Origin of the sequence: Shewanella sp. Pdp11 (assembly GCF_002838165.1) — a bacterium.
Classification (GTDB): domain Bacteria; phylum Pseudomonadota; class Gammaproteobacteria; order Enterobacterales; family Shewanellaceae; genus Shewanella; species Shewanella hafniensis.
On record NZ_CP015194.1, the window covers coordinates 586,797 to 608,521 of the forward strand.

The 21,725-nt window shown below is 45.2% G+C and carries 19 protein-coding genes and 1 pseudogene; 10 read left to right on the top strand and 10 right to left on the bottom strand.

Features of this window, described 5'->3' with window-relative positions; all coding sequences use genetic code 11:
• Nucleotides 1-8 precede the first annotated feature (8 nt).
• Entirely contained in the window at nt 9-914 is a 906-nt protein-coding gene (glyQ, locus tag AYJ58_RS02765; protein WP_006084781.1) for a glycine--tRNA ligase subunit alpha, read from the top strand.
• Nucleotides 915-924: 10 nt separating this feature from the next.
• A complete protein-coding gene (glyS, locus tag AYJ58_RS02770) occupies nt 925-2,994 on the top strand; it encodes a glycine--tRNA ligase subunit beta (protein ID WP_106648763.1) in 2,070 nt (689 codons plus the stop codon).
• 100 nt (nt 2,995-3,094) lie between these two features.
• Here the strand turns inward: glyS and AYJ58_RS02775 are convergent, their stop codons facing one another.
• Nucleotides 3,095-4,135 (bottom strand): HDOD domain-containing protein, encoded by a 1,041-nt coding sequence (locus AYJ58_RS02775; RefSeq protein WP_106648765.1) that lies wholly within the window; start codon nt 4,133-4,135, stop codon nt 3,095-3,097.
• A gap of 334 nt (nt 4,136-4,469) precedes the next feature.
• Here AYJ58_RS02775 and AYJ58_RS02780 point away from each other — a divergent pair, with 334 nt between their 5' ends.
• On the top strand, nt 4,470-5,390 hold the full coding sequence (locus tag AYJ58_RS02780) for a biotin-dependent carboxyltransferase family protein (protein ID WP_106648766.1): 921 nt from the start codon (nt 4,470-4,472) through the stop codon (nt 5,388-5,390).
• Between the two features lie 91 nt (nt 5,391-5,481).
• Here the strand turns inward: AYJ58_RS02780 and AYJ58_RS02785 are convergent, their stop codons facing one another.
• From AYJ58_RS02785 to AYJ58_RS02800, 4 genes are read right to left on the bottom strand one after another with little or no spacing between them, the layout of a single operon-like run.
• Entirely contained in the window at nt 5,482-5,817 is a 336-nt protein-coding gene (locus AYJ58_RS02785) for a c-type cytochrome (RefSeq protein WP_106648768.1), read from the bottom strand.
• Nucleotides 5,814-6,197 carry a cytochrome C gene (locus tag AYJ58_RS02790; protein ID WP_106648770.1) on the bottom strand — a complete coding sequence of 128 codons (384 nt, stop codon included), beginning with the start codon at nt 6,195-6,197 and terminating at the stop codon, nt 5,814-5,816. Before AYJ58_RS02790 ends, AYJ58_RS02785 begins: the two co-directional genes overlap by 4 nt.
• Nucleotides 6,197-7,423: a sulfite oxidase gene (locus AYJ58_RS02795; protein WP_106648772.1), complete on the bottom strand. Its 1,227-nt coding sequence runs from the start codon at nt 7,421-7,423 to the stop codon at nt 6,197-6,199. The genes AYJ58_RS02790 and AYJ58_RS02795 overlap by 1 nt, the downstream gene beginning before the upstream one ends.
• A gap of 1 nt (nt 7,424) precedes the next feature.
• On the bottom strand, nt 7,425-7,727 hold the full coding sequence (locus AYJ58_RS02800) for a c-type cytochrome (protein WP_106648774.1): 303 nt from the start codon (nt 7,725-7,727) through the stop codon (nt 7,425-7,427).
• A gap of 240 nt (nt 7,728-7,967) precedes the next feature.
• On the opposite strand from AYJ58_RS02800, the gene AYJ58_RS02805 reads away from it, so the two are divergent.
• Complete coding sequence (locus AYJ58_RS02805) at nt 7,968-8,630, top strand: glutathione S-transferase family protein (protein WP_106648776.1); 663 nt, start codon at nt 7,968-7,970, stop codon at nt 8,628-8,630.
• Between the two features lie 81 nt (nt 8,631-8,711).
• Here AYJ58_RS02805 and gyrB read toward each other — a convergent pair whose 3' ends face one another.
• From gyrB to dnaA, 4 genes are all read right to left on the bottom strand, one after another.
• Entirely contained in the window at nt 8,712-11,129 is a 2,418-nt protein-coding gene (gyrB, locus tag AYJ58_RS02810) for a DNA topoisomerase (ATP-hydrolyzing) subunit B (protein ID WP_006084772.1), read from the bottom strand.
• Between the two features lie 16 nt (nt 11,130-11,145).
• On the bottom strand, nt 11,146-12,228 hold the full coding sequence (gene recF / locus AYJ58_RS02815; protein WP_106648778.1) for a DNA replication/repair protein RecF: 1,083 nt from the start codon (nt 12,226-12,228) through the stop codon (nt 11,146-11,148).
• Between the two features lie 201 nt (nt 12,229-12,429).
• On the bottom strand, nt 12,430-13,530 hold the full coding sequence (gene dnaN, locus AYJ58_RS02820; RefSeq protein WP_106648780.1) for a DNA polymerase III subunit beta: 1,101 nt from the start codon (nt 13,528-13,530) through the stop codon (nt 12,430-12,432).
• Between the two features lie 19 nt (nt 13,531-13,549).
• Nucleotides 13,550-14,938 (bottom strand): chromosomal replication initiator protein DnaA, encoded by a 1,389-nt coding sequence (gene dnaA / locus AYJ58_RS02825; protein WP_006083826.1) that lies wholly within the window; start codon nt 14,936-14,938, stop codon nt 13,550-13,552.
• A 446-nt stretch (nt 14,939-15,384) separates the two neighbouring features.
• Between dnaA and rpmH the strand changes: the two genes are divergently transcribed.
• The 5 genes from rpmH to mnmE all read left to right on the top strand — a co-directional run bounded on the left by rpmH (nt 15,385) and on the right by mnmE (nt 19,233).
• Nucleotides 15,385-15,522 carry a 50S ribosomal protein L34 gene (rpmH, locus tag AYJ58_RS02830; protein ID WP_006083827.1) on the top strand — a complete coding sequence of 46 codons (138 nt, stop codon included), beginning with the start codon at nt 15,385-15,387 and terminating at the stop codon, nt 15,520-15,522.
• A 15-nt stretch (nt 15,523-15,537) separates the two neighbouring features.
• A complete protein-coding gene (rnpA, locus tag AYJ58_RS02835; RefSeq protein ID WP_105250802.1) occupies nt 15,538-15,894 on the top strand; it encodes a ribonuclease P protein component in 357 nt (118 codons plus the stop codon).
• Nucleotides 15,861-16,115 carry a membrane protein insertion efficiency factor YidD gene (gene yidD, locus AYJ58_RS02840; protein ID WP_006083829.1) on the top strand — a complete coding sequence of 85 codons (255 nt, stop codon included), beginning with the start codon at nt 15,861-15,863 and terminating at the stop codon, nt 16,113-16,115. Before rnpA ends, yidD begins: the two co-directional genes overlap by 34 nt.
• Before the next feature lie 3 nt (nt 16,116-16,118).
• Complete coding sequence (gene yidC, locus AYJ58_RS02845) at nt 16,119-17,744, top strand: membrane protein insertase YidC (RefSeq protein ID WP_106648782.1); 1,626 nt, start codon at nt 16,119-16,121, stop codon at nt 17,742-17,744.
• 127 nt (nt 17,745-17,871) lie between these two features.
• Nucleotides 17,872-19,233, top strand: coding sequence for a tRNA uridine-5-carboxymethylaminomethyl(34) synthesis GTPase MnmE (gene mnmE, locus AYJ58_RS02850; protein WP_106648784.1), 1,362 nt, complete (start codon nt 17,872-17,874; stop codon nt 19,231-19,233).
• Between the two features lie 87 nt (nt 19,234-19,320).
• Here the strand turns inward: mnmE and AYJ58_RS02855 are convergent.
• Nucleotides 19,321-20,882, bottom strand: a pseudogene (locus AYJ58_RS02855) (POT-type proton-dependent oligopeptide transporter).
• A 250-nt stretch (nt 20,883-21,132) separates the two neighbouring features.
• Between AYJ58_RS02855 and mioC the strand changes: the two are divergent.
• The gene (gene mioC / locus AYJ58_RS02860) at nt 21,133-21,573 is read left to right on the top strand and encodes an FMN-binding protein MioC (protein ID WP_106648786.1); all 441 of its coding nucleotides are present in this window, start codon (nt 21,133-21,135) and stop codon (nt 21,571-21,573) included.
• Nucleotides 21,574-21,725: the final 152 nt, after the last annotated feature.

The following is a 21,725-nucleotide window of genomic DNA, read 5'->3' on the forward strand; positions in this document are numbered from 1 at the left end:
AAGTAGACATGACGACAAAACACGACGTAAAAACATTTCAGGGTTTCATTCTCACCCTGCAGGAATATTGGGCACAGCAAGGCTGTGCAATCGTTCAACCTCTAGATATGGAAGTCGGCGCGGGAACATTCCACCCACAAACTTTCCTGCGTTCTTTAGGGCCAGAACCTATGAGCAGTGCCTATGTGCAGCCATCGCGCCGCCCTACGGACGGTCGTTACGGTGAAAACCCTAACCGTCTGCAGCACTACTACCAATTCCAAGTCGTGTTGAAGCCTTCACCTGACAATATTCAAGAGCTGTATTTAGGCTCACTGCAAGCGTTGGGTATCGATACTCAAATCCACGATATCCGCTTTGTGGAAGATAACTGGGAATCACCAACACTAGGTGCTTGGGGCTTAGGCTGGGAAGTCTGGCTTAACGGTATGGAAGTAACTCAGTTTACTTACTTCCAACAGGTTGGCGGCATCGAATGCAGCCCAGTCACAGGTGAAATCACCTATGGCCTAGAACGTCTGGCTATGTATATCCAAGGTGTTGATAGTGTTTATGATCTCGTTTGGACCGATGGTCCACTAGGCCTAATCACCTATGGCGATGTGTTTCATCAAAACGAAGTCGAGCAATCGACCTATAACTTCGAGCACGCCGATGTGGACTTTATGTTCACCCTGTTCGATCAGTGCGAAAAAATGTGTCAGCATTTATTGTCACTGGAAAAACCTTTACCTCTGCCCGCCTACGAGCAAGTGATGAAAGCCTCACACGCCTTCAACCTGCTCGATGCCCGCCATGCCATTTCAGTTACTGAGCGCCAACGCTACATCTTACGCGTTCGTACTATGGCGAAAGCGGTCGCTGAATCTTATTATCAGGCACGCGAAGCGCTTGGCTTCCCAATGTGTAAGTAGAGGTAAAAACATGAATTTTGAAAACTTACTCATAGAGTTAGGCACGGAAGAATTACCACCTAAGTCACTGCGTAAACTGGCTGAATCCTTTTTAGCTAACTTTACTGAAGAACTCACCAAAGCCGATTTAGCGTTCAGCTCAGCCGTTTGGTACGCAGCGCCACGTCGTCTGGCAATTAACGTCACTGAACTTGCCCTTGCACAAGCTGACAAAGTCGTTGAAAAACGCGGCCCAGCAGTGAGTTCAGCATTCGATGCTGAAGGCAAACCGACTAAAGCCGCCGAAGGTTGGGCACGTGGTAATGGTATTACTGTTGAACAAGCCGAACGTTTAGTTACAGATAAAGGCGAATGGTTAGTCCATAACGCTAAAGTTGAAGGCGTCGAAACCAAAAGTTTGATCGCTGCCATGGCTCAACGTGCACTCGATAAATTGCCCATCCCTAAGCCAATGCGTTGGGGCAATAATAAAACCCAATTTATTCGCCCTGTGCACACAGCAACTATGTTGTTAGGCAGTGAGTTGATTGAAGGTGAATTGCTGGGTATCAAATCGGCGCGCACTGTTCGCGGTCACCGCTTTATGGGGCTCAAGCAGTTTGAATTAGCACACGCTGATCACTACCTTGCCGACCTAAAAGAAAAAGGCAAAGTCATCGCCGATTACGAAAGCCGTAAAGCATTAATCAAAGCCGATGCCGAAAAAGCCGCCGCTAAGATTGGTGGCACAGCCGACATCGAAGATAGCCTACTTGAAGAAGTCGCCTCGTTAGTTGAATGGCCAGTGGTATTGACCGCCAGCTTCGAAGAAAAATTCTTAAGCGTACCGTCTGAAGCTTTGGTCTACACCATGAAGGGCGATCAAAAATACTTCCCAGTCTTTGATGACGCGGGCAAGTTACTGCCAAACTTCATCTTTGTCGCCAACATAGAATCAAAAGATCCCGCGCAAATTATCTCTGGTAACGAGAAAGTCGTTCGTCCACGTTTGGCTGATGCTGAGTTCTTCTTTAATACCGATAAGAAGCACACGCTGGAATCACGTTTACCTAGCTTAGAAACCGTCCTGTTCCAACAACAGCTTGGTACATTAAAAGACAAAGTCACTCGTATCTCTGCCCTCGCCGCCTTTATTGCCGCGCAAACTGGCGCGAATGCGGTTGATGCAGCCCGTGCAGGTTTGTTATCTAAAACCGATTTGATGACCAATATGGTGATGGAGTTTACCGACACTCAAGGCACTATGGGCATGCATTACGCCCGCCTCGATGGTGAAGCCGAAGCCGTTGCGGTTGCGATGGAAGAGCAATACAAGCCTAAGTTCTCTGGCGATACAGTGCCTAGTGCTGGCGTATCTTGCGCTGTCGCATTAGCAGATAAGCTCGATACTTTAGTCGGTATCTTTGGTATTGGCCAAGCGCCAAAAGGCGCAGCCGATCCCTTTGCCCTACGCCGCGCGGCGATTGGCGTGCTACGTATTATCGTTGAGAACAAACTGCCACTGGATTTAGTAACGCTGATTGCTAAGGCTCAGGAACTCCACGGTACTAACTTAAGCAACGCAAACGCAGCAGAGGAAGTGCTTGAATTCTTAATGGCTCGTTTCCGTGCTTGGTATCAAGATAAAGGTATTGGTGTTGATGTGATCTTAGCCGTGCTAGCACGTCGCCCAACACGCCCTGCTGATTTTGATAGCCGTATCAATGCGGTATCACACTTTAGAAGCCTAGAAGCTTCTAGCGCCCTTGCGGCAGCGAACAAGCGTGTATCCAACATTCTGGCTAAGGTTGAAGGTGCTTTACCGACAGCGATCAATGCGAGTCTGTTAACTGAAGCCGCAGAGCAAGCATTAGCGGCCAAGTTGAACGAGCTACAGCCGAAGTTGGCGCCTTTGTTTGCCAATGCCGATTACCAACAAGCCTTAACCTTGTTAGCTGGCCTACGTGAAAGCGTGGATCAGTTCTTCGAAGATGTGATGGTAATGGCGGATGATGAAGCTTTAAAAAACAATCGTTTAGCATTGTTGAATAATCTACGCGAGCAGTTCCTGCACGTCGCGGATATATCACTACTGCAATAACGATACTAACGTTTTTAAATTATCGCTTTATAAAAAACGCGCTCAATAGCGCGTTTTTTATTGCCCTGATTTCTTATATCAAACGTATTACATGGCCTAATCAAAACTGCAGTAGTTTTTGATGTAAGCCATCAAATTGTGTTTGATCTAAGTTAACTTGCTGCAGTAAATTCGCCAGAATCTCAGGGGACAATTGCCCTGCTTGATGCAGCATAGAAATCTCGCTGATCACATTCGCCCGCCATACCACAGCAGCTAGCCCAGCTTGCGGGCGCGAGTTCACACTGGCAAGCTTGTCTAATTCTGTTTCAAAGGTATTGGGTAACTGCCAATGCTTAGCAAGCAATGAACTCAAGGTTAACGATTTCGTCGTCATCACTTGTCTAAATAAACCAGAATTAGGCTGTTCTCCCGGCTCTGCCTGTACAAATGCATCGAGAAGCATTTTAAAAATGGCCAGCTTGCCGACATCGTGTAATAAACCCAATAAAAAAGCCGTATCTTGATCTTCATCGCTTAACTCACTGGCAAGAAAAGCAACCTGCATCGAATGGCGCCAAATTTCAGCCCCAAAACGACGGAAATAGATTGGCTTGATATCCAACATTTCACGCACTAGACAAGTGGTAACAAACTTTCTCAACTGTTCACGACCAAGCTGTACCAAAGCCTGCTGCAAACTGGTGATATCCCTATCGCTACGTTTAAATGCAGGGGAATTACATAACTTAAGCACCTCAATACTCAGTAAAGGATCTTGCTCGATGAGCGCTAATAGGTCCTTAATATCAAATTGTGGATCTGCCAGTTTACGATCTAATTCCAATACTTTTGACGGTAGCTTTAACACTTTCTCGGCGATCACTTGTGGTGATGCCAAAGCCTGCTCTATCTCCGCCATGACTCGACGTTCAAGATTATTGGCTACGCCGCCAGTGTCCTTAACCCGTGTCGGAAATAACAAACTATAAAAGAGAGCAGATAAATCAACAGATACCACGCTAATATCTTCGAGAGGTTTAGCTGGCTTTCGCGCAGGTTCAAACGACTTACCTAAGTCCGTCGTTGAAAAACTTTTGGGTCTCTCTACCGTCGCCGAATCACGAATATTAAAGAGCTTATTAAAAAGTGATTTAATCAAGAAGCATCAACCTGTCATTATAGATAATTGTTAAAAAGTCAGTTAAATATTGCCCATCTCAAATCCATTTTGATCAAGCTTAAGCGATACATAAACACGTTATAGACATGCTAATGGCTCGCTTAAGTGTAACATATTCAATTAATTTCTGACGCCAGCAATCCCATGATTGTAGCCTCTATTAGGACAATCTTGGTTACAACTTGAAACCTCAAAAAACTTACATTTCAGCATCATTTAACTGACAATATGCCCAGCCTTCATAAAGTGATACGTATTTAGTCTCCCTTTAAGCCATTCACGACATACTTGCCAGCTAACGACGGAACATTTGATGATCGAGGTAATAAAAGCAGGTGCACTCACTACAGTTCAAGATCTCGGACGCATGGGATACCGACATTTAGGTGTAACCCAAGCTGGCGCCTTAGATAGACCTGCCCTGTGTTTAGCAAACCGCCTATTATCAAACCCAGACAATACACCCGTATTGGAATTAACCTTCGGCCAATCGATTTTTTTGTTTAAACGCGACGCTTGGATTGCCTTAACGGGTGCCGATTTCGATGCTCGTATAGACAATAAGCCCATAGTTTGCGGCTGGCGTTACTCCATTAAGGCAGGACAAAAACTCAGCCTTAGAGGGGGAAATAAAGGCATGCGTGCTTATATTGCCGTTGATGGTGGCGTTAAAGTACCGCTAGTGATGGATTCTGCCGCTACCGATTTAACCTCAGGTATCGGTGGATTTCATGGCCGCGCATTAGAAGCTGGCGATCGCCTGAGCTTAGGTTTAGCTCACCCACTCAGAAGACAAGTTGGTGCAATTCAAAAAAGTTGGGATGGGCATATTCGCGCACTCGCGACCAAGCACACTCAAGCCTTCTCGTTGAAATCTCAGCAAACATTCTGGCAAACACAGTGGCAACTTTCTGCTGAAAGTGATCGTGCGAGTGCCATACTCAAAGGTGATACTTTGACCTTGGCAAAGCCATTCCCAGTACAATCACACACAGTCACGCCCGGAGTGGTTCAAGTGTCCGCTTCAGGGCAACCACTCGTGCTCCTTGCCGATGCGCAAACCACCAGCAGTCATCCTCAAATCGCCGTGATTATTGAAGCCGATCTGTGGAAACTCGCGCAAACTCGCCCAGGACAAACAGTTAAATTCGAATTAGTTGACGATGAACAAGCGGCAACGGCACAAGCGGAATGGCATGACTACTTCTATCGCTTACAACGCAGTCTAGGTTAACGAGTAGCTTAATCATAGCGGCCAAAAAACTCATCCCGCATTCCTAGCAAGCCGCATTCGACTTCATTCAAATAGTCCCCCCACAATAATGCTAATTCGCACTTAAGTTTGGTGTAACTTGCTGGCTATAAAACAGCGCCACATCTTGCAATTGCTCAGAGCTTAACGCGCTGACTTGCGCCTGCATCAAAGGATCGACTCGCAAACCAGTTTTAAAATCAACAAGCTGTTTATTGAGATAAGCTATTTTCTGTCCCTTCAAGTTTGGGAATTGTTTAGCCATGGTGATCACCACATTGCCATGGCATGACTCACATTGAGCCGTAGCCAGCAGCTGACCACGTTCAATATCTGCTTGATAACCTTCTGCATAAACCGCTGTGGATAAGCCGCACAAGACAAGCAAACTGACGATAAACGCTTTCATTGAGATTCCTTAAAGGCAGGCTTAACAGGCGGAGGCAACTGGCTTGATTCAATGGGCAGACGCCTAAAGATAGTCATATCCATTTCAGCTTGGCCATAATAAGTACTGAGATAGCTCAATGTCGGCTCCCAAGTATCCGACAAGTCCCATAAGCCTTGAGTATCCACCATCCATTGCAAGGTTTCTTTCCAAAACGCTTTATCACCGCGATTTTGGGTAACAATCATGCTGGTGTGACAGGCATTGCATTGATAATTAACCAACTCCCAACCGGGTGCCATAATGAGGCCCGATTGAGGGTCCACGGGATACTCTGCAGCGAACGTCGCCCCAGTGAAAAGCAACCCGCACACTATCAATTGATTGATATGCGATTTCATCACACCACCCTCACGGCAATACGGTGGCAGCCGTTAAACATATATCCCTTAGGATTCCATTGCGGTTGTACGACTGGCTGACTATCACCTTCACTATCGGTCGCTTTGGCCCAGATTTCATAATAGCCCTGCGACGGTAATTGCAATTCAATCTTCCACTGCTGCCATGCCGCTACGTTTTTAGGTTTTTCTAACTCAGCGGTATACCAGCGGGTGCCATAGTCATAACTCACTTCCACTTTAACGACTTCCCGCAATCCCGCCCAAGCGTGGCCTGCGATGGCTATCTTCTGGCCCACGGCTAATTCTGTTCCCGATTGAGGATCGGTAATCAAGGACTTCACTATCATTTCTTCTATGATTTTATAGTCTTTATCATCAACGGACTCACCTGGCGCTATCGGATATTTAGGGAGTTGATACGCTGGCGCAGCCATTTTATGTCCATCATGCACTTTATTGCGCACACTGATCCCCGTAGCGGCTTTTTGCGAAACGGAGCCCGGCCGTCCACCAAACACAATACGCAAGGGATATCCATGTAGATAAGGAATGTCCTCGCCGTTCATCGACCATGCAATGAGTCCCAGCTCTTCGAGCGCCGCCTTTATTGGCACACCGCGTGAAATCGCCTCACCTTTACCGCTCAAATGCCGATCAACACCGTGATGCCCCGTATAAACAGCATCGGCTTTAATACCGCAATCCTTAAGCACGTCACTCACTAACACACCCGTCCACTCGGAGCAAAATACGCCGGCATTATTCCATTGATTGCCTTTCGTGCTAGGAAAGAAGCCTGAACGACTATTGCCACCACACTCAATCAGTAACTGTAATGTGTAATGCTTAAAACGGCGCTTAAGTTCATCGATTGTGTAGGTTTTTGGAGTAATAACAGATTCGCCATCCACATTAAAAGTCCAAGTCTTAGCATCTAGCGCCTTAAAATCAGGCACTATGCCATTCCAGCGGATAAATGAGGCATCAGCAGGCGTCACGGCAGGAGCGAGTTTATGCTCCGGCGGAAACGCATTCAGTGGATGAGTGTTTAGCACGTTGAAGTAACTCGGTAAATCCTCAGCCTTAGTCCAAGTTAATGCTGATATATCCAGAGGAGTGACGGCTGCGGGAAGCTGATCAGCAAATACCCACTTAACGGGTAAGGCAGATAACACAGACGTCGCTACCGCCCCTTTAATAAAAACCCGACGATTAAGATCCATGTTATTTATCCTTTCCGAGGTAAAAGTAATCCGCCATCAGCTGCATATCAGCCTCACTCAACAATTGAGCGACTTTAGTCATAGTGGGATCTTGGCGATTTTCCGCCTTAAAGGCTCGCAGTTGCTTCAACAGGTAATCCGAGTTTTGCCATCCGATATTAGGGATATGCTCAAAACGACTCACACCGGATTCGCCATGGCAGGCCTTACACATATTCAATAACTTATTAGCTTCATCGGCGTTTGCCACCGCTGATAGCATAAAAATCAGTGTACTTACGGGGTAAATCACTCGCTGCCACATCCATTTATCTCGCCAATTAGTCTTTATCTCGACAGAATCCATTGAGCAAAGTAATTAAGATATGGTTAAATTATCTCAATGCGGTTAGTGATTTAAATTCAATAAAAGTGATTCGAAAGCTCAAGAGAAATGACGCGTATTAGCAGATATAGAATAGGTAAAATATTCATTAGTCATAGGTGAAATGAGCCCATATAGTAGCTTTGCAGAAACACTCGGCATTTCACTCAAGGACAAACAATGGATCTTTATATTGGCAATAAAAACTACTCTAGCTGGTCACTACGGGCTTGGTTAATGGCCGCGAAATCTGGCGTGCAGTTCAACGAAATATTACTGCAACTCGATACCGACAGCTTTTATCAGCAACTCAAAGCCATTTCGCCGACGTTAAAAGTACCGACATTAGTCGATGGCGATATCACGGTATGGGATTCACTCTCAATTTGTGAATACCTCAACGACACCTATCTTGCCGGTAGCGCATGGCCGCAAGATCCTAAACAAAAAGCCAAGGCTAGATCGATAGCCAGTGAAATGCATTCTGGCTTTAATGCCGTGCGTAACGCTCTACCAATGAACATACGCGCGAGCCGTTATGTTGAGCTCACTGATGCAGTCCGCAAAGACATTGAGCGCATTGATGCGATTTGGTCAGCACAAATGGCCGAGTTTGCCCCATCAAATGCCGAAGGTACTTGGTTATTTGGCGAGTGGTCGATTGCCGACATGATGTTTGCCCCTGTGGTCATGCGCTTTATCACCTACGGTGTTGAAGTCTCGCAGGCAAGCCGTGCCTATATGCAGCATGTGATCAGCTGTCCGGAAATGCAGGCGTGGATGAGTGCGGCTAAAGCTGAGACTGAAATTGTTGCAGCGGATGAAGCGGGTATTGAACGATAAAGGGATAAATCATAGAAATAAAAAAGGGAAAGCCTTGGCTTTCCCTTAATCATTTACGTACTGCTAATCACTTAACGCGCATTAAACGTCTAAGTTAGCCACGTTCAATGCGTTCGCTTCGATGAACTCACGACGAGGTTCAACTTGATCACCCATCAAACAAGTGAACAACTGATCGGCACCCACGGCATCATCAATCGTGACTTGCAACATACGGCGTGATTCAGGATCCATTGTAGTTTCCCACAATTGCTCAGGGTTCATCTCACCCAATCCTTTATAACGTTGAATGTATAAGCCGCGTTTGGCTTCAGAAATCGTCCAATCTAGCGCTTCAAGGAAGCTGCCGACTTCTTTCACACGTTCACCGCGTTGCACATAACCGCCTTCTTCAATCATGCCATCTAACGCCGCACCTAACTTACCGATGCGTTGATAGTCACTTGATTGGAAGAAGTCATAAGTAAACAGATAGTTAGTATCGATACCGTGTTTACGAATAGTGATCTTAGGCAAATACACTTTACGTTCAGGATCGAGAATCGGCTCAGCAGAATACAGTACGCCGCTGCTTTCCATTTCCACCAGCTCATGGATAAAGGCATCGATCCACTCTTTCATCTTGCCTTCATCGGCCAACATCTCGTTGGTGATCATTGGGTGGTAAAGCATACGGTTAGTAATGTGCGTTGGGTAGCGTTGCTCTAAACGGGCAACAATGGCTTCCACTTCACGATACTGAGTCACTAAACGCTCTAACGGCTCGCCTGACATACCAATCGCACCTTGCGTTGGGTACACAATAGTGCCATCCAATGCTTGAGTCGTAAGATATTGAGTCAATGCAGGCTCGTCTTTCAAATACTGTTCTTGCTTGCCCTTTTTCACTTTAAATAGTGGTGGCTGAGCAATATACACATAACCACGTTCAATCAATTCAGGCATTTGACGGAAGAAGAAGGTCAACAGCAAGGTACGAATGTGCGAGCCGTCGACGTCAGCATCCGTCATGATGATGATGTTGTGATAACGCGTCTTATCTGGATTGTATTCGTCACGACCAATACCACAGCCAAGAGCGGTGATCAGTGTGGCCACTTCTTGAGAAGACAACATCTTATCGAAGCGGGCCTTCTCAACGTTTAGAATTTTACCTTTCAGTGGCAGAATCGCTTGGTTCTTACGGTTACGTCCCTGCTTAGCGCTACCGCCAGCAGAGTCACCTTCCACTATGTAAATTTCGGAAAGACCAGGGTCCTTCTCTTGGCAATCGGCCAGCTTACCTGGCAAACCACCTAAATCGAGCGCGCCTTTACGACGGGTCATTTCACGGGCTTTACGCGCCGCTTCACGGGCACGGGCCGCATCGACAATTTTACCGACAATCAACTTAGCATCGGCTGGGTTTTCCAGCAGATAATCGTTCAGCTTCTCACCCATGGTTTGTTCAACCGCAGTTTTCACTTCACTAGAAACCAGTTTGTCTTTGGTTTGCGAGCTGAACTTAGGATCTGGCACTTTAACAGAGATAACGGCGGTCAAACCTTCACGGGCGTCATCGCCTGTCGCGCTGGTTTTGCCTTTCTTGTTATAGCCTTCGTTTTCCATGTAGCTGTTGAGGTTACGCGTCAACGCACTACGGAAACCCACTAAGTGAGTACCACCATCACGCTGGGGAATGTTGTTGGTAAAACAGAAAATATTTTCCTGATAACCGTCATTCCACTGCATAGCCACTTCAACGGTAATGCCATCTTCACGCTCTTGCATAAAGTGGAATACATCTTTGTTGACTGGCGTTTTATTACGGTTCAAATAATCTACGAATGCGCTAATACCGCCTTCGTATTTGAAAAATTCATTTTTATTGTCGCGTTCATCAACCAGACGAATACCCACGCCTGAGTTAAGGAAAGACAGTTCACGCACACGCTTTGCCAGAATTTCAAAGTGAAATTCAACATCGCTGAAGGTATCTTCACTTGGCCAAAAACGGATTTCAGTACCGGTTTTAGTCGCATCACCAATCTCTTTGATTGGCGCATCAGGCACACCGTGGGTATAAAACTGCTCGTACACTTTGCCCGCACGGCGAATAGTCATTTGCAGCTTTTTAGATAAAGCGTTTACAACCGAGACCCCCACACCGTGGAGACCGCCAGACACTTTATAAGAGTTATCGTCGAACTTACCGCCGGCATGCAATACCGTCATAATAACTTCAGCAGCCGATACGCCTTCTTCCTCATGGATAGAAACCGGAATACCACGGCCGTCATCTTTAACAGAAACCGAACCATCGACATGGATAGTAATGGTAATATCGCTGCAGTGGCCGGCTAAGGCTTCATCGATAGAGTTATCGACTACTTCGAACACCATATGATGTAGACCCGTACCGTCGTCGGTGTCACCAATATACATCCCAGGTCTCTTACGTACTGCATCAAGGCCCTTAAGGACCTTAATACTCGAAGAATCGTAACTATTCTCTGACATATTATTCTCTCAATGGTTATTCAATTACCGTTACACGTCCCTGTTCCACATGAAACATCCTACTGGGAGGTGTGTGTAACGAATCGACTATTGCTGCAGGCTCAATGGCAGTGACAAACACTTGTGCACCTGTATCCACTAACTGCTTTAGCAATAGCTGCCTATGCTGTGCATCCAACTCGGATGGAAGATCATCCACAAGATAAATACTGTGTTTATCTATTTGTTGTTTGAGCAACTTTCCCTGTGCAATACGCAGTGCACAGACTAATAATTTCAATTGACCACGGGACAGGGCATCCTGCGCCGGCAAAGTGCCTACACGAAGTCTAAGGTCAGCTTTATGGGGACCGCTGACGGTATGACCTGTGGCCAAATCTCTGGAATATTGGTTTTCGAGTAGTTCTGCAAAATCCGTTTTACTATCCCAGCCGCGGGTAAATGAAACCTTCACATCTACACTCGGTAAAAACTCCCCGATTATACCCTTAAGTAGCTCATTTAACGAGTCTACATAATGGTTTCGTATTTCAGTAACCTGCTCGGCATAACGCACAAACTCTTGGTCCCAAAATTGAATATGGCTATAAGCTGAACCATTCCTAAGCAATTGATTTCTTTGTTTAAGAACACGACGAACATTCGTCCAAGCGCCATAAAACTGTGGGTCAGCATGAAATGCGCCCCAATCGATAAATTGTCGACGTGATTTTGGGCCTTCAAACAGCAGCGAAAAGCTTTCAGGCGTGATCACTTGGATAGGTAAGGTTTCGGCTAAAGTCGACAGACGTTTGACTTTTTCACCATCGATTCTTACTTCAGTCTCACCACTGCGAAATCGGCGTAAACCGATTTTACTGTCACCACGCGCTAAATTTAAGGTCGCAAACAGGGTTAACTTATCGTCGTCGTTATTAATCACTCGCTGGGATAAATGGCTGCGAAACGAACGCCCCATACCGAGGAAATATATCGCCTCAAGAATACTGGTTTTGCCACTGCCATTTTGGCCATAAATCAAGTTAATCCCAGGTGCAGGGATTAACTGTGCGGACTGAATGTTGCGAAACGCTTCGATATTGAGACGGGTTAGGCTCATGCATTACTCATTAAGCCGCGTAAACGGCGAAGGCAAGGATTCATAACACTTAACAGGCAACTCAATCGCTGCCACAGGCTAAGGCTATCGGTAAATGAGTGAAGGAATGGCCAATGCTGCGTATTAAACACTGTGCCGCGGTTAAGCGGCATAGCTATCGGAGACTGAGCTACAGACACGGGTAACGTAAAAGTCGATGGTTTATAAGCGCATCGGCATAACCACATACATGGAATCTTCTTCCAAATGGTTTTCGATTAAGGCGCTGGAGTTACCATCAATGAGCGTAATACGCACATCATCGGACTTTAGGTTGTTGAGCACGTCGAGCAAATAACTGACGTTAAAACCAATTTCTAAGGCTTGGTTGTTATATTCCACATCGATGATCTCTTCAGCCTCCTCCTGTTCAGGATTGTTAGCGGTGATCTTGAGCAAACCATTTTCGAGTTGAATACGCACACCACGGAATTTTTCGTTCGATAAAATCGATGCACGGGTCAGCGCTTGCTTCAGGTGATTACGACTCGCAATCACTATTTTATCACCGCCCTTTGGCAATACACGGCGATAATCTGGGAAGCGGCCATCAACTAATTTACTGGTAAATACAGTGTTAGCCGTAGTGGCACGAATGGCATTATCACCAATGGCAATCGCAATATCGAGATCGTCCGACTCTAATAAACGCGCCATTTCCATTACGCCTTTGCGCGGAACAATGACTTGTTTTTCAGGTAATTGTGCTTCAATCGTGCGGTGGCTTAACGCTAAACGGTGGCCGTCGGTCGCAATAGCGCGCAACACATTACCTTCAGTTTCAAACAATAAACCGTTGAGGTAATAACGCACATCTTGGTTAGCCATCGAAAATTGCGTTGAGTCGATAATCGACTTCAATACGCCCTGCTTCAAACTAAATTCAATCTCAGCTTGGAAGGCTTCAACGTTAGGATATTCTTCTGCGGGCAAGGTCGCTAAGGAAAAACGGCTACGACCTGAACGCAGCAACCATTTATTATCTTGTTGTTCGACTTTCAGTTCGCTTTGTTCTGGCAAAGATTTAACAATATCGAGCAGCTTTTTAGCCGGAACCGTAGTACGACCTTCTTCAATATCACCGTGAACCACAGCTTGGCCCACCAGTTCAACTTCTAAATCTGTACCAGTCAGCTTAAGTGAGTGACCACTTACTTCTACAAGGAGGTTAGACAAAATGGGCAAATTATGGCGTCTTTCTACCGCACCACACACCAATTGCAACGGCTTTAATAGGGCATCCCTATCAATGGAGAATTTCATAGTGTCCAAATTCCTTGTTTTAAGAAGATAAGGTTCTAATTAAATTAGCATAATCTTCTTTAATGTCGTGGCTCTCTTCCCGTAGCTGAGCAATCTTACGACAGGCATGCAACACTGTGGTGTGATCTCTACCACCAAAAGCATCACCAATTTCCGGCAAGCTTTGGTTAGTTAATTCTTTGGATAACGCCATTGCCACTTGTCTAGGCCGCGCGACACTGCGTGAACGGCGCTTAGACAACATATCAGCCATCTTGATCTTGTAGTATTCAGCTACGGTTTTCTGAATATTGTCTATAGTGACTAATTTTTCTTGAAGTGCCAAGAGGTCACGTAAGGCTTCACGAACAAAATCAATGGTAATTGGTCGACCCGTGAAGTTCGCGTTGGCGATAACGCGGTTTAACGCCCCTTCTAGCTCACGCACGTTTGAACGTAAACGTTTAGCAATAAAGAAGGCCACTTCATCGGGCAAGTTAATGCCGCTCTCTTGGGCTTTACGCATCAAAATCGCCACGCGGGTTTCTAACTCTGGTGGCTCAATAGCCACAGTTAAACCCCAACCAAAACGCGATTTCAATCTGTCTTCAACACCGTCGATCTCTTTTGGATAACGATCTGAAGTCAAAATAATTTGATGATTCCCCTCAAGCAAGGCGTTGAAGGTATGAAAAAATTCTTCTTGGGATCTGTCTTTATTAGCAAAAAATTGAATATCATCGATAAACAAGGCATCGACGCTACGGTAGTAACGTTTAAATTCTTCGATCGCATTGTTTTGTAGCGCTTTCACCATGTCTTGAACAAAACGCTCGGAATGCATATAAACCACTTTGGCATTCGGATTATTTTTAATGATCCCGTTACCGACAGCGTGCAACAAGTGAGTCTTACCTAGACCTGTTCCGCCATATAAGAATAATGGGTTATAAGCACCACCTGGATTTTCAGCCACTTGCAACGCCGCAGCCTTACCTAATTGGTTCGACTTACCTTCTACGAAGTTATCAAACTGGTAGCTTGGATTGATGTTACTGCGGTGATTCGCGTTCGCCATCGGCTCGGCTTGGACGTTAAACGTCGTGCCTACCGTCGCTTTAGTTTGGGTATTAGCTACACGAGTTGGCGCTATAGGTGCTGGAACACTTGGCTTTTTCGCCGAAGGACGACTACCAATATCGAAGCGCAATTTAGGTGCATCGCTGCCCATCTGCTCAGTAAAGAACTGATTAATGATATTGATGTACTTATCTCTGACCCAATCAAGCACGAAGCGGTTGGGCGCATACAGCACCAGAGTATCTCCATCCATTTCGGCTTGTAACGGTCTGATCCACATACTGAACTGCTGAGCAGAAAGCTCATCTTGCAGTCGTCCGATACATTGTTGCCAAAGTGAAACAGCCACTTAGTTATCCCCAAAAGATCATCAAAAAAGAGGTGTATTCTATAGCGAGATCTCAAGGATCGCTATCCTTAAAAAATATTTATCCCCAGCGAGATCATTCTATGTGGATATCCTCGATCATCAAAGATCCAAAACGATCCTTTTATTCAACACTATCCGCAAATCCTGCTTTATTAAGCGATCCACATTGATCTATAATGGCGCCCCTTCGATCGGCTCGAAGATCCCCTGCACTACTATATGTAGTGTCCGTACACAGAGTTATCCACATCTTATGGTGTATTCAGGGGGTTGATCTAAGGATACGCTGGCAGAAATAAAGCACTTACTTACTTTCGTTGTTGACGTGACTAAGTATTGTGATTACAATTCGGCCTCTTTTTTGCCCTTACCTCTATCCTAGAGATAAGGATATGTTCACTAATTAACAAAGACGGATTGCCATCATGAGTAAACGTACTTTTCAACCTAGCAACCTGAAGCGCAAGCGTTCTCACGGCTTCCGCGCTCGTATGGCTACTGTAGGCGGCCGTAAGGTGCTTGCACGTCGTCGTGCGAAAGGTCGCGCTCGTTTATCTGCTTAATAAGTAGGTAACTAGTTGACTAGCTATACCTTTTCGCGGGAGTTACGTTTGTTAACTCCCGCGCAATTTAAATCTGTATTTTCCAATCCCATCAAAGCATCTTCTGCTGAAATTACCTTGCTCGCTATTCCTAACACGGAACAACATCCGCGTATGGGCCTTACTGTTGCCAAACGCTATGTAAAACGCGCCAATCAACGTAACCGTATTAAGCGCGTGATCAGAGATAGTTTTCGCTTAAATCAACACGACATTCCTCATCTTGATATTGTTGTGCTTGTCAGAAATGGCGTGATGGAAATGGAAAACGCTGAAATCAACAAATTGATAGAAAAGCTATGGCGCAAACTCAGTCGCCGCTACAATGGCTAGCGACCACGTTAATTCGTGGCTATCAAGTATTCATAAGCCCTATACTGGGCCCTCGATGCCGTTTCAATCCCACCTGCTCTCACTATGCTATTGAAGCAATAAAAGTGCATGGAACCGCGAAAGGTTGTTGGTTTGCATTGAAACGCATATTAAAATGTCACCCTTTACATCCCGGCGGTAGTGATCCCGTCCCCCCTAAAAATGACAGGTGTAATAAATAGGCTATGGAATCTCAACGCAATATATTGCTCATAGGACTACTGTTTGTCAGCTTTTTGCTGTGGCAACAGTGGCAAGCAGACAAAGCTCCTAAACCCGTTGCAACCGAATCGTCCTTAGTGGCGAACGCGGCAAGCTCACACAGTGCCGATGTTCCAGAAGCTGATACAGGTGTTCCTGCAGCAGTGACAGCAACCAGCAAACTGATTACTGTGAAAACAGACCAATTGGATGTTCAAATTAATCCAATCGGTGGTGACATCGTTTTTGCTGCGTTAGTTTCGCACAAGATGGAACAGGATAAAGATCAACCCTTCGTGTTGCTTGAGCAAACGAAAGATTTCACTTATATCGCCCAGAGCGGCCTTATAGGTCGCGATGGTATCGACAGCAGCGCAAAAGGCCGTGCCACATTTAGCACTGCAGCGACTGAATATACCTTAGCCGAAGGTCAAGACACTTTAGAAGTGCCGTTAACTTATGTCGGCGATAATGGCGTGACATACACTAAAGTGTTTGTATTCCATCGCGGTAAGTTCAACGTAGATGTTGACTATAAAATCAACAATACTTCAGCTGCTCCACTGCAAGTTCAAATGTACGGTCAAATTAAACAAACGATTAAACCGTCTGAAAGCAGCATGATGATGCCTACCTATCGTGGCGGCGCATTCTCTACGCAAGATGTGCGTTATGAGAAATACAAATTTGATGACATGGCGAAAAGCAACCTGAACCAAGCAACGTTGGGTGGTTGGGCTGCCATGCTACAACATTACTTCGTTTCGGCGTGGATCCCACCGGCTACCGACAGCAACACTATTTTCTCTAGTGTCAGTGCGGGCGGTTTAGCCAATATTGGTTTCCGCGGTGCGGTATATGATATTGCACCTGGTGCGACCCAAGAAATTAGCTCACAGTTCTATGTCGGTCCTAAGGATCAAAAAGCACTGTCAGCCATCTCTGATACCTTAAACCTAGTGGTCGATTACGGCTTCCTATGGTGGTTAGCCGTACCAATCCACTGGTTATTGATGTTCTATCAATCATTTGTCGGTAACTGGGGTGTGGCGATTATTCTGATCACCTTAACCGTTCGTGGTTTACTGTTCCCGCTAACAAAAGCGCAGTACACCTCAATGGCGAAAATGCGTAACCTGCAACCTAAACTGACTGACTTGAAAGAACGCTTTGGTGATGACCGTCAAAAGATGGGTCAGGCCATGATGGAACTGTATAAGAAAGAAAAAGTTAACCCTATGGGTGGCTGTTTACCTATTATTTTACAGATGCCAATCTTCATTGCCTTGTACTGGGTATTGTTAGAAAGCTTCGAATTACGTCACGCACCATTTATGTTGTGGATCCACGATTTATCGGTACAAGATCCTTACTACATACTGCCATTATTGATGGGCGTATCTATGTTTGTGATGCAGAAGATGCAGCCTATTGCACCGACTATGGACCCTATGCAAGTGAAAATGATGCAGTGGATGCCAGTAATCTTTACCGTATTCTTCCTCTGGTTCCCAGCAGGTCTAGTACTGTACTGGTTAGTGGGTAACATAGTTGCTATCACGCAGCAGAAGATTATTTATGCAGGTCTTGAGAAAAAAGGCTTAAAATAAGCCTAAGATTTCCAAGACTCTAGCGCATCGTTACAGATTAATGTGAACGCATGACACTAAAAGGCGGCTTAATTGGCCGCCTTTTCCTTTACATAATTTAGTAGATATTAGTTTGGTGGGTATTTCCATGACAACTGACACTATTGTGGCTCAAGCCACCGCGCCCGGACGTGGCGGCGTAGGCATCATTCGAATTTCAGGCGACAAAGCCAGTGATGTCGCTATGGCCGTATTAGGTCATCTTCCTAAAACCCGATATGCCGATTATTGCGATTTTAAAAGTGCATCGGGCCAAGTGATAGACCAAGGCATAGCGCTATTCTTTAAAGGACCTAATTCCTTTACTGGCGAAGATGTACTGGAACTTCAAGGCCACGGCGGCCAAATCGTCCTCGATATGCTGATCAAACGGGTAATGGAAGTCGGTGGCATTAGTATCGCAAAACCAGGCGAGTTCAGCGAACAAGCCTTTATGAACGATAAACTCGACTTAACCCAAGCCGAAGCCATTGCCGACCTTATCGACGCTACCAGTGAGCAAGCCGCTAAAAGCGCACTACAATCGCTACAAGGTGAGTTTTCTAAGGAAGTCCATGAGCTGGTGGACCAAGTCACTAACCTGCGTTTATACGTTGAAGCCGCAATTGATTTCCCCGATGAAGAAGTCGACTTTTTAAGTGACGGCAAGATTGCCAATGCTCTCTATAAAATCATCGACAAACTCGACCTAGTGCAAGCCAGCGCTAAACAAGGTTCTATCATTCGTGAAGGAATGAAAGTCGTGATAGCAGGTCGCCCCAATGCCGGAAAATCAAGCTTATTAAATGCGTTAGCGGGTAAAGAGTCGGCCATTGTGACTGAAATAGCTGGCACAACACGCGACGTATTACGTGAACATATCCATTTAGATGGTATGCCGCTGCACATTATTGATACCGCAGGCCTGCGTGATACCACTGATACCGTAGAACAAATTGGTATTGAACGCGCATGGAATGAAATAAACAGCGCCGATCGCGTGCTATTTATGGTGGATGGCACAACAACCGCAGCCGTCGATCCCCATGCGATTTGGCCAGACTTTGTCGATCGCCTGCCCTCCAATTTAGGTGTAACAGTGATCCGTAATAAAGCCGATCTTACTGGCGAAGACTTAATGATGACCGAAGAACAAGGTTATAGCGTCTACCGGATCTCGGCAAAAACAGGCTTAGGTGTTGAAGAATTAAAGCAACACTTGAAGTCACTTATGGGTTATCAGAGTAATCTCGAAGGTGGCTTTATCGCCCGTCGTCGTCATTTAGAAGCCCTTGAATTAGCCGCAGGACACCTGCGATTGGGTAAAGAGCAGTTAGAGGTTTACCTTGCAGGAGAACTACTGGCGGAAGAGCTACGCATGTGCCAATTAGCACTATCAGAGATCACTGGCCGCTTCACTTCTGACGACCTACTCGGCAAGATTTTCAGCTCTTTCTGTATCGGGAAGTAACTAACCTTATTAGTTCCATATAAATCAGCCCATACAATATGGGCTGATTTTTTATCTACAACCGAATATTTCCACTCATCGACTAACTCAAGATTCTACGTGGCGGTAATGATCTTGCATTTGATAGGATCTTGCATAAAGCGCAAACATCAAAACATCAATGCCGCCAAGATGGCAAAACCAGCGAAGAAAAACATCTGAAATGCGGTAATGCTGATCCCCGTCTGGGCAATTTGCTCAGTCACAGCCGGACTTTTCACACTGACGTTCGCCAGTAACACCCATAAGTTACCTACGGTCACAGATAAGGTCCAAAAACTCATGATAGTGCCTTTCATGGCTTTAGGCGCTTGGCTGTAGGCAAACTCTAGCCCAGTGGCAGAGACTAATACTTCACCAAAGGTGAGCAAAGCATAGGGCACAATCTGCCAAAATATTGATAATACCGAGCCGCCATCCATCGCCAATTGAATGCTACCAACGACTATCCAACTCACGCCCGTGATGGCAATCCCAGCCCCCATTTTACGCAAAGCAGTTAACTTTATACCCATGCGCTCAATCGCCGGATATAACACAAAGTTATTAAATGGGATAAGTAACATAACTAATAATGGGTTTAAAGCTTGCATCATGGCGGGTTCAAACCAATCCGGTTTAGACATGTCATTAGCTTGCAGTATCCAAGTGGACGCTTTCTGATCGAACAAAGACCAAAACGGAGTCACTAACGCAAATAAGATTAAGATCCGTAGCACTGAACGTACCCCATCGACGGCGATATCCGGATGGATCCCCCTAGCCCGTTCGAGTTGCAATGAAGCCCCTGCGCCAACAAATCCCATCACTAGCACTAACGCACAACACAAACCAGCAACGATACCTAAGGTTGGAATATTCACTAAAGCATACGCTGCAGAAATTATCCCAACTAAAGCTAACACTAAACCTATGTTGGCTTGACCAGCAATTTTAGTGAGCAATGCGGTACGAATAACGGGTAAAAAACCATGGGGATTTTTTGGTTCAGGTGGCATATGCACATAACGTTTGCGGCCTAACCAGAAGAACACAGTTGCAATAAACATTAAGATACCAGGGATCCCAAATGCGACCGCAGCACCATAATATTTCAATAGTAATGGCATAGATAACGAGGCGAAGAAGGAGCCAAAATTAATCGTAAAATAAAACAGATCAAACGCTTTCTGCGCCAATGTTTTATTGGTTTGATCAAATTGATCTCCCATAAAGGAAGAAACCAAGGGCTTAATCCCACCCGATCCGAGCGCAATTAAAAATAATCCCGTATAAAACCCTTGAATGCTGTGTTCAAAAATAGCGAGAAACGCATGACCAACACAGTAAATTAAGCTTAACCATAAGATAGTATTGTATTTACCGAAAAAACGATCAGCAATCCAACCACCGAGTAATGGGAAAAAGTACACTCCAATGACAAAGGAATGGAACACATCCTTAGCCATAGTTCCACGTAGTTCTTCTGGAATAGACAACAAAAGTGCTGTCATCAAGAATGGGGTAAGAATATTTCGCATACCGTAAAAGCTAAAACGTTCACAAGCTTCACTGGCGATGATGTAAGGAATTTGCCGTGGCCACTGGGGCGCATTTACGGGTGTTGTCATAGAACATCCTATTATAATTATTTGATTTAAAATGAAATTAAATTGGTAAATATATTAATTTTGTATCAAGAAGCTAAAGGTAACATGTAAGCCAAACCAACATTATATAAAGGATGCAAAAACTGCAAAAATCACGTATTGCTTCTGTGGTCCGATCCACATTTCCTTTATGATGAACATAATAATAGCCATTGAGCTATCTATTTAATTGAAATTTGTTTTAAAAACAACAACACACTGAGAAATCATAATGGCAAAGATTGAAGTAATAGTTGGCACAACATTGGGCAGTGCAGAGTATGTTGCTGACGAAATGATGGCGCAATTAACGGATCAAGGGCACCAAGTTCAAGTACATTTAACTCCAACACTGTGCGAAATCGACACCCATGCACTATGGATTATCGTGTCATCTACCCACGGCGCGGGTGATCTTCCAGATAATATCCAGCCCTTTTTCAACGAAATTACCGCACAAAAACCAGATCTCAGCCAAGTGAACTTTGCCTTATGTGCAATTGGCGACTCAAGTTATGACACCTTTTGCCAAGGCCCTGAAAAACTCATTTCAGCGATTCAAGACTGCGATGCAAAAGCCTTTGTGGATAAGATCCAGATCGATGTACAGCTTGATCCAGTGCCAGAAGACCCAGCGCTTGCATGGTTAGCACAATGGCAACAGGATATTTAAGATCGCTTATTGGATAAGGTCGAGATCTATGTACAGTTTAGATCCTATTTATCCACAATTTACTTATTTAAAGTATAAACATGTGGATAAGGTATTATTTAGATCTGATCAACCTCTGTACTATTCACAGTCCGATCTGCTTAATGAGCCGC

Coding starts and splice junctions, on each gene's coding strand:
- recF (WP_106648778.1), bottom strand. CDS start 12,228: ATGAGCCTAACCCGTCTCAATATCGAAGCGTTTCGCAACATTCAGTCC.
- mnmE (WP_106648784.1), top strand. CDS start 17,872: ATGACAACTGACACTATTGTGGCTCAAGCCACCGCGCCCGGACGTGGC.
- AYJ58_RS02790 (WP_106648770.1), bottom strand. CDS start 6,197: ATGAAATCGCATATCAATCAATTGATAGTGTGCGGGTTGCTTTTCACT.
- AYJ58_RS02785 (WP_106648768.1), bottom strand. CDS start 5,817: ATGAAAGCGTTTATCGTCAGTTTGCTTGTCTTGTGCGGCTTATCCACA.
- glyS (WP_106648763.1), top strand. CDS start 925: ATGAATTTTGAAAACTTACTCATAGAGTTAGGCACGGAAGAATTACCA.
- AYJ58_RS02800 (WP_106648774.1), bottom strand. CDS start 7,727: ATGTGGCAGCGAGTGATTTACCCCGTAAGTACACTGATTTTTATGCTA.
- dnaN (WP_106648780.1), bottom strand. CDS start 13,530: ATGAAATTCTCCATTGATAGGGATGCCCTATTAAAGCCGTTGCAATTG.
- AYJ58_RS02795 (WP_106648772.1), bottom strand. CDS start 7,423: ATGGATCTTAATCGTCGGGTTTTTATTAAAGGGGCGGTAGCGACGTCT.
- yidD (WP_006083829.1), top strand. CDS start 15,861: ATGGCGCAAACTCAGTCGCCGCTACAATGGCTAGCGACCACGTTAATT.
- glyQ (WP_006084781.1), top strand. CDS start 9: ATGACGACAAAACACGACGTAAAAACATTTCAGGGTTTCATTCTCACC.
- rpmH (WP_006083827.1), top strand. CDS start 15,385: ATGAGTAAACGTACTTTTCAACCTAGCAACCTGAAGCGCAAGCGTTCT.
- AYJ58_RS02780 (WP_106648766.1), top strand. CDS start 4,470: ATGATCGAGGTAATAAAAGCAGGTGCACTCACTACAGTTCAAGATCTC.
- AYJ58_RS02805 (WP_106648776.1), top strand. CDS start 7,968: ATGGATCTTTATATTGGCAATAAAAACTACTCTAGCTGGTCACTACGG.
- yidC (WP_106648782.1), top strand. CDS start 16,119: ATGGAATCTCAACGCAATATATTGCTCATAGGACTACTGTTTGTCAGC.
- gyrB (WP_006084772.1), bottom strand. CDS start 11,129: ATGTCAGAGAATAGTTACGATTCTTCGAGTATTAAGGTCCTTAAGGGC.
- mioC (WP_106648786.1), top strand. CDS start 21,133: ATGGCAAAGATTGAAGTAATAGTTGGCACAACATTGGGCAGTGCAGAG.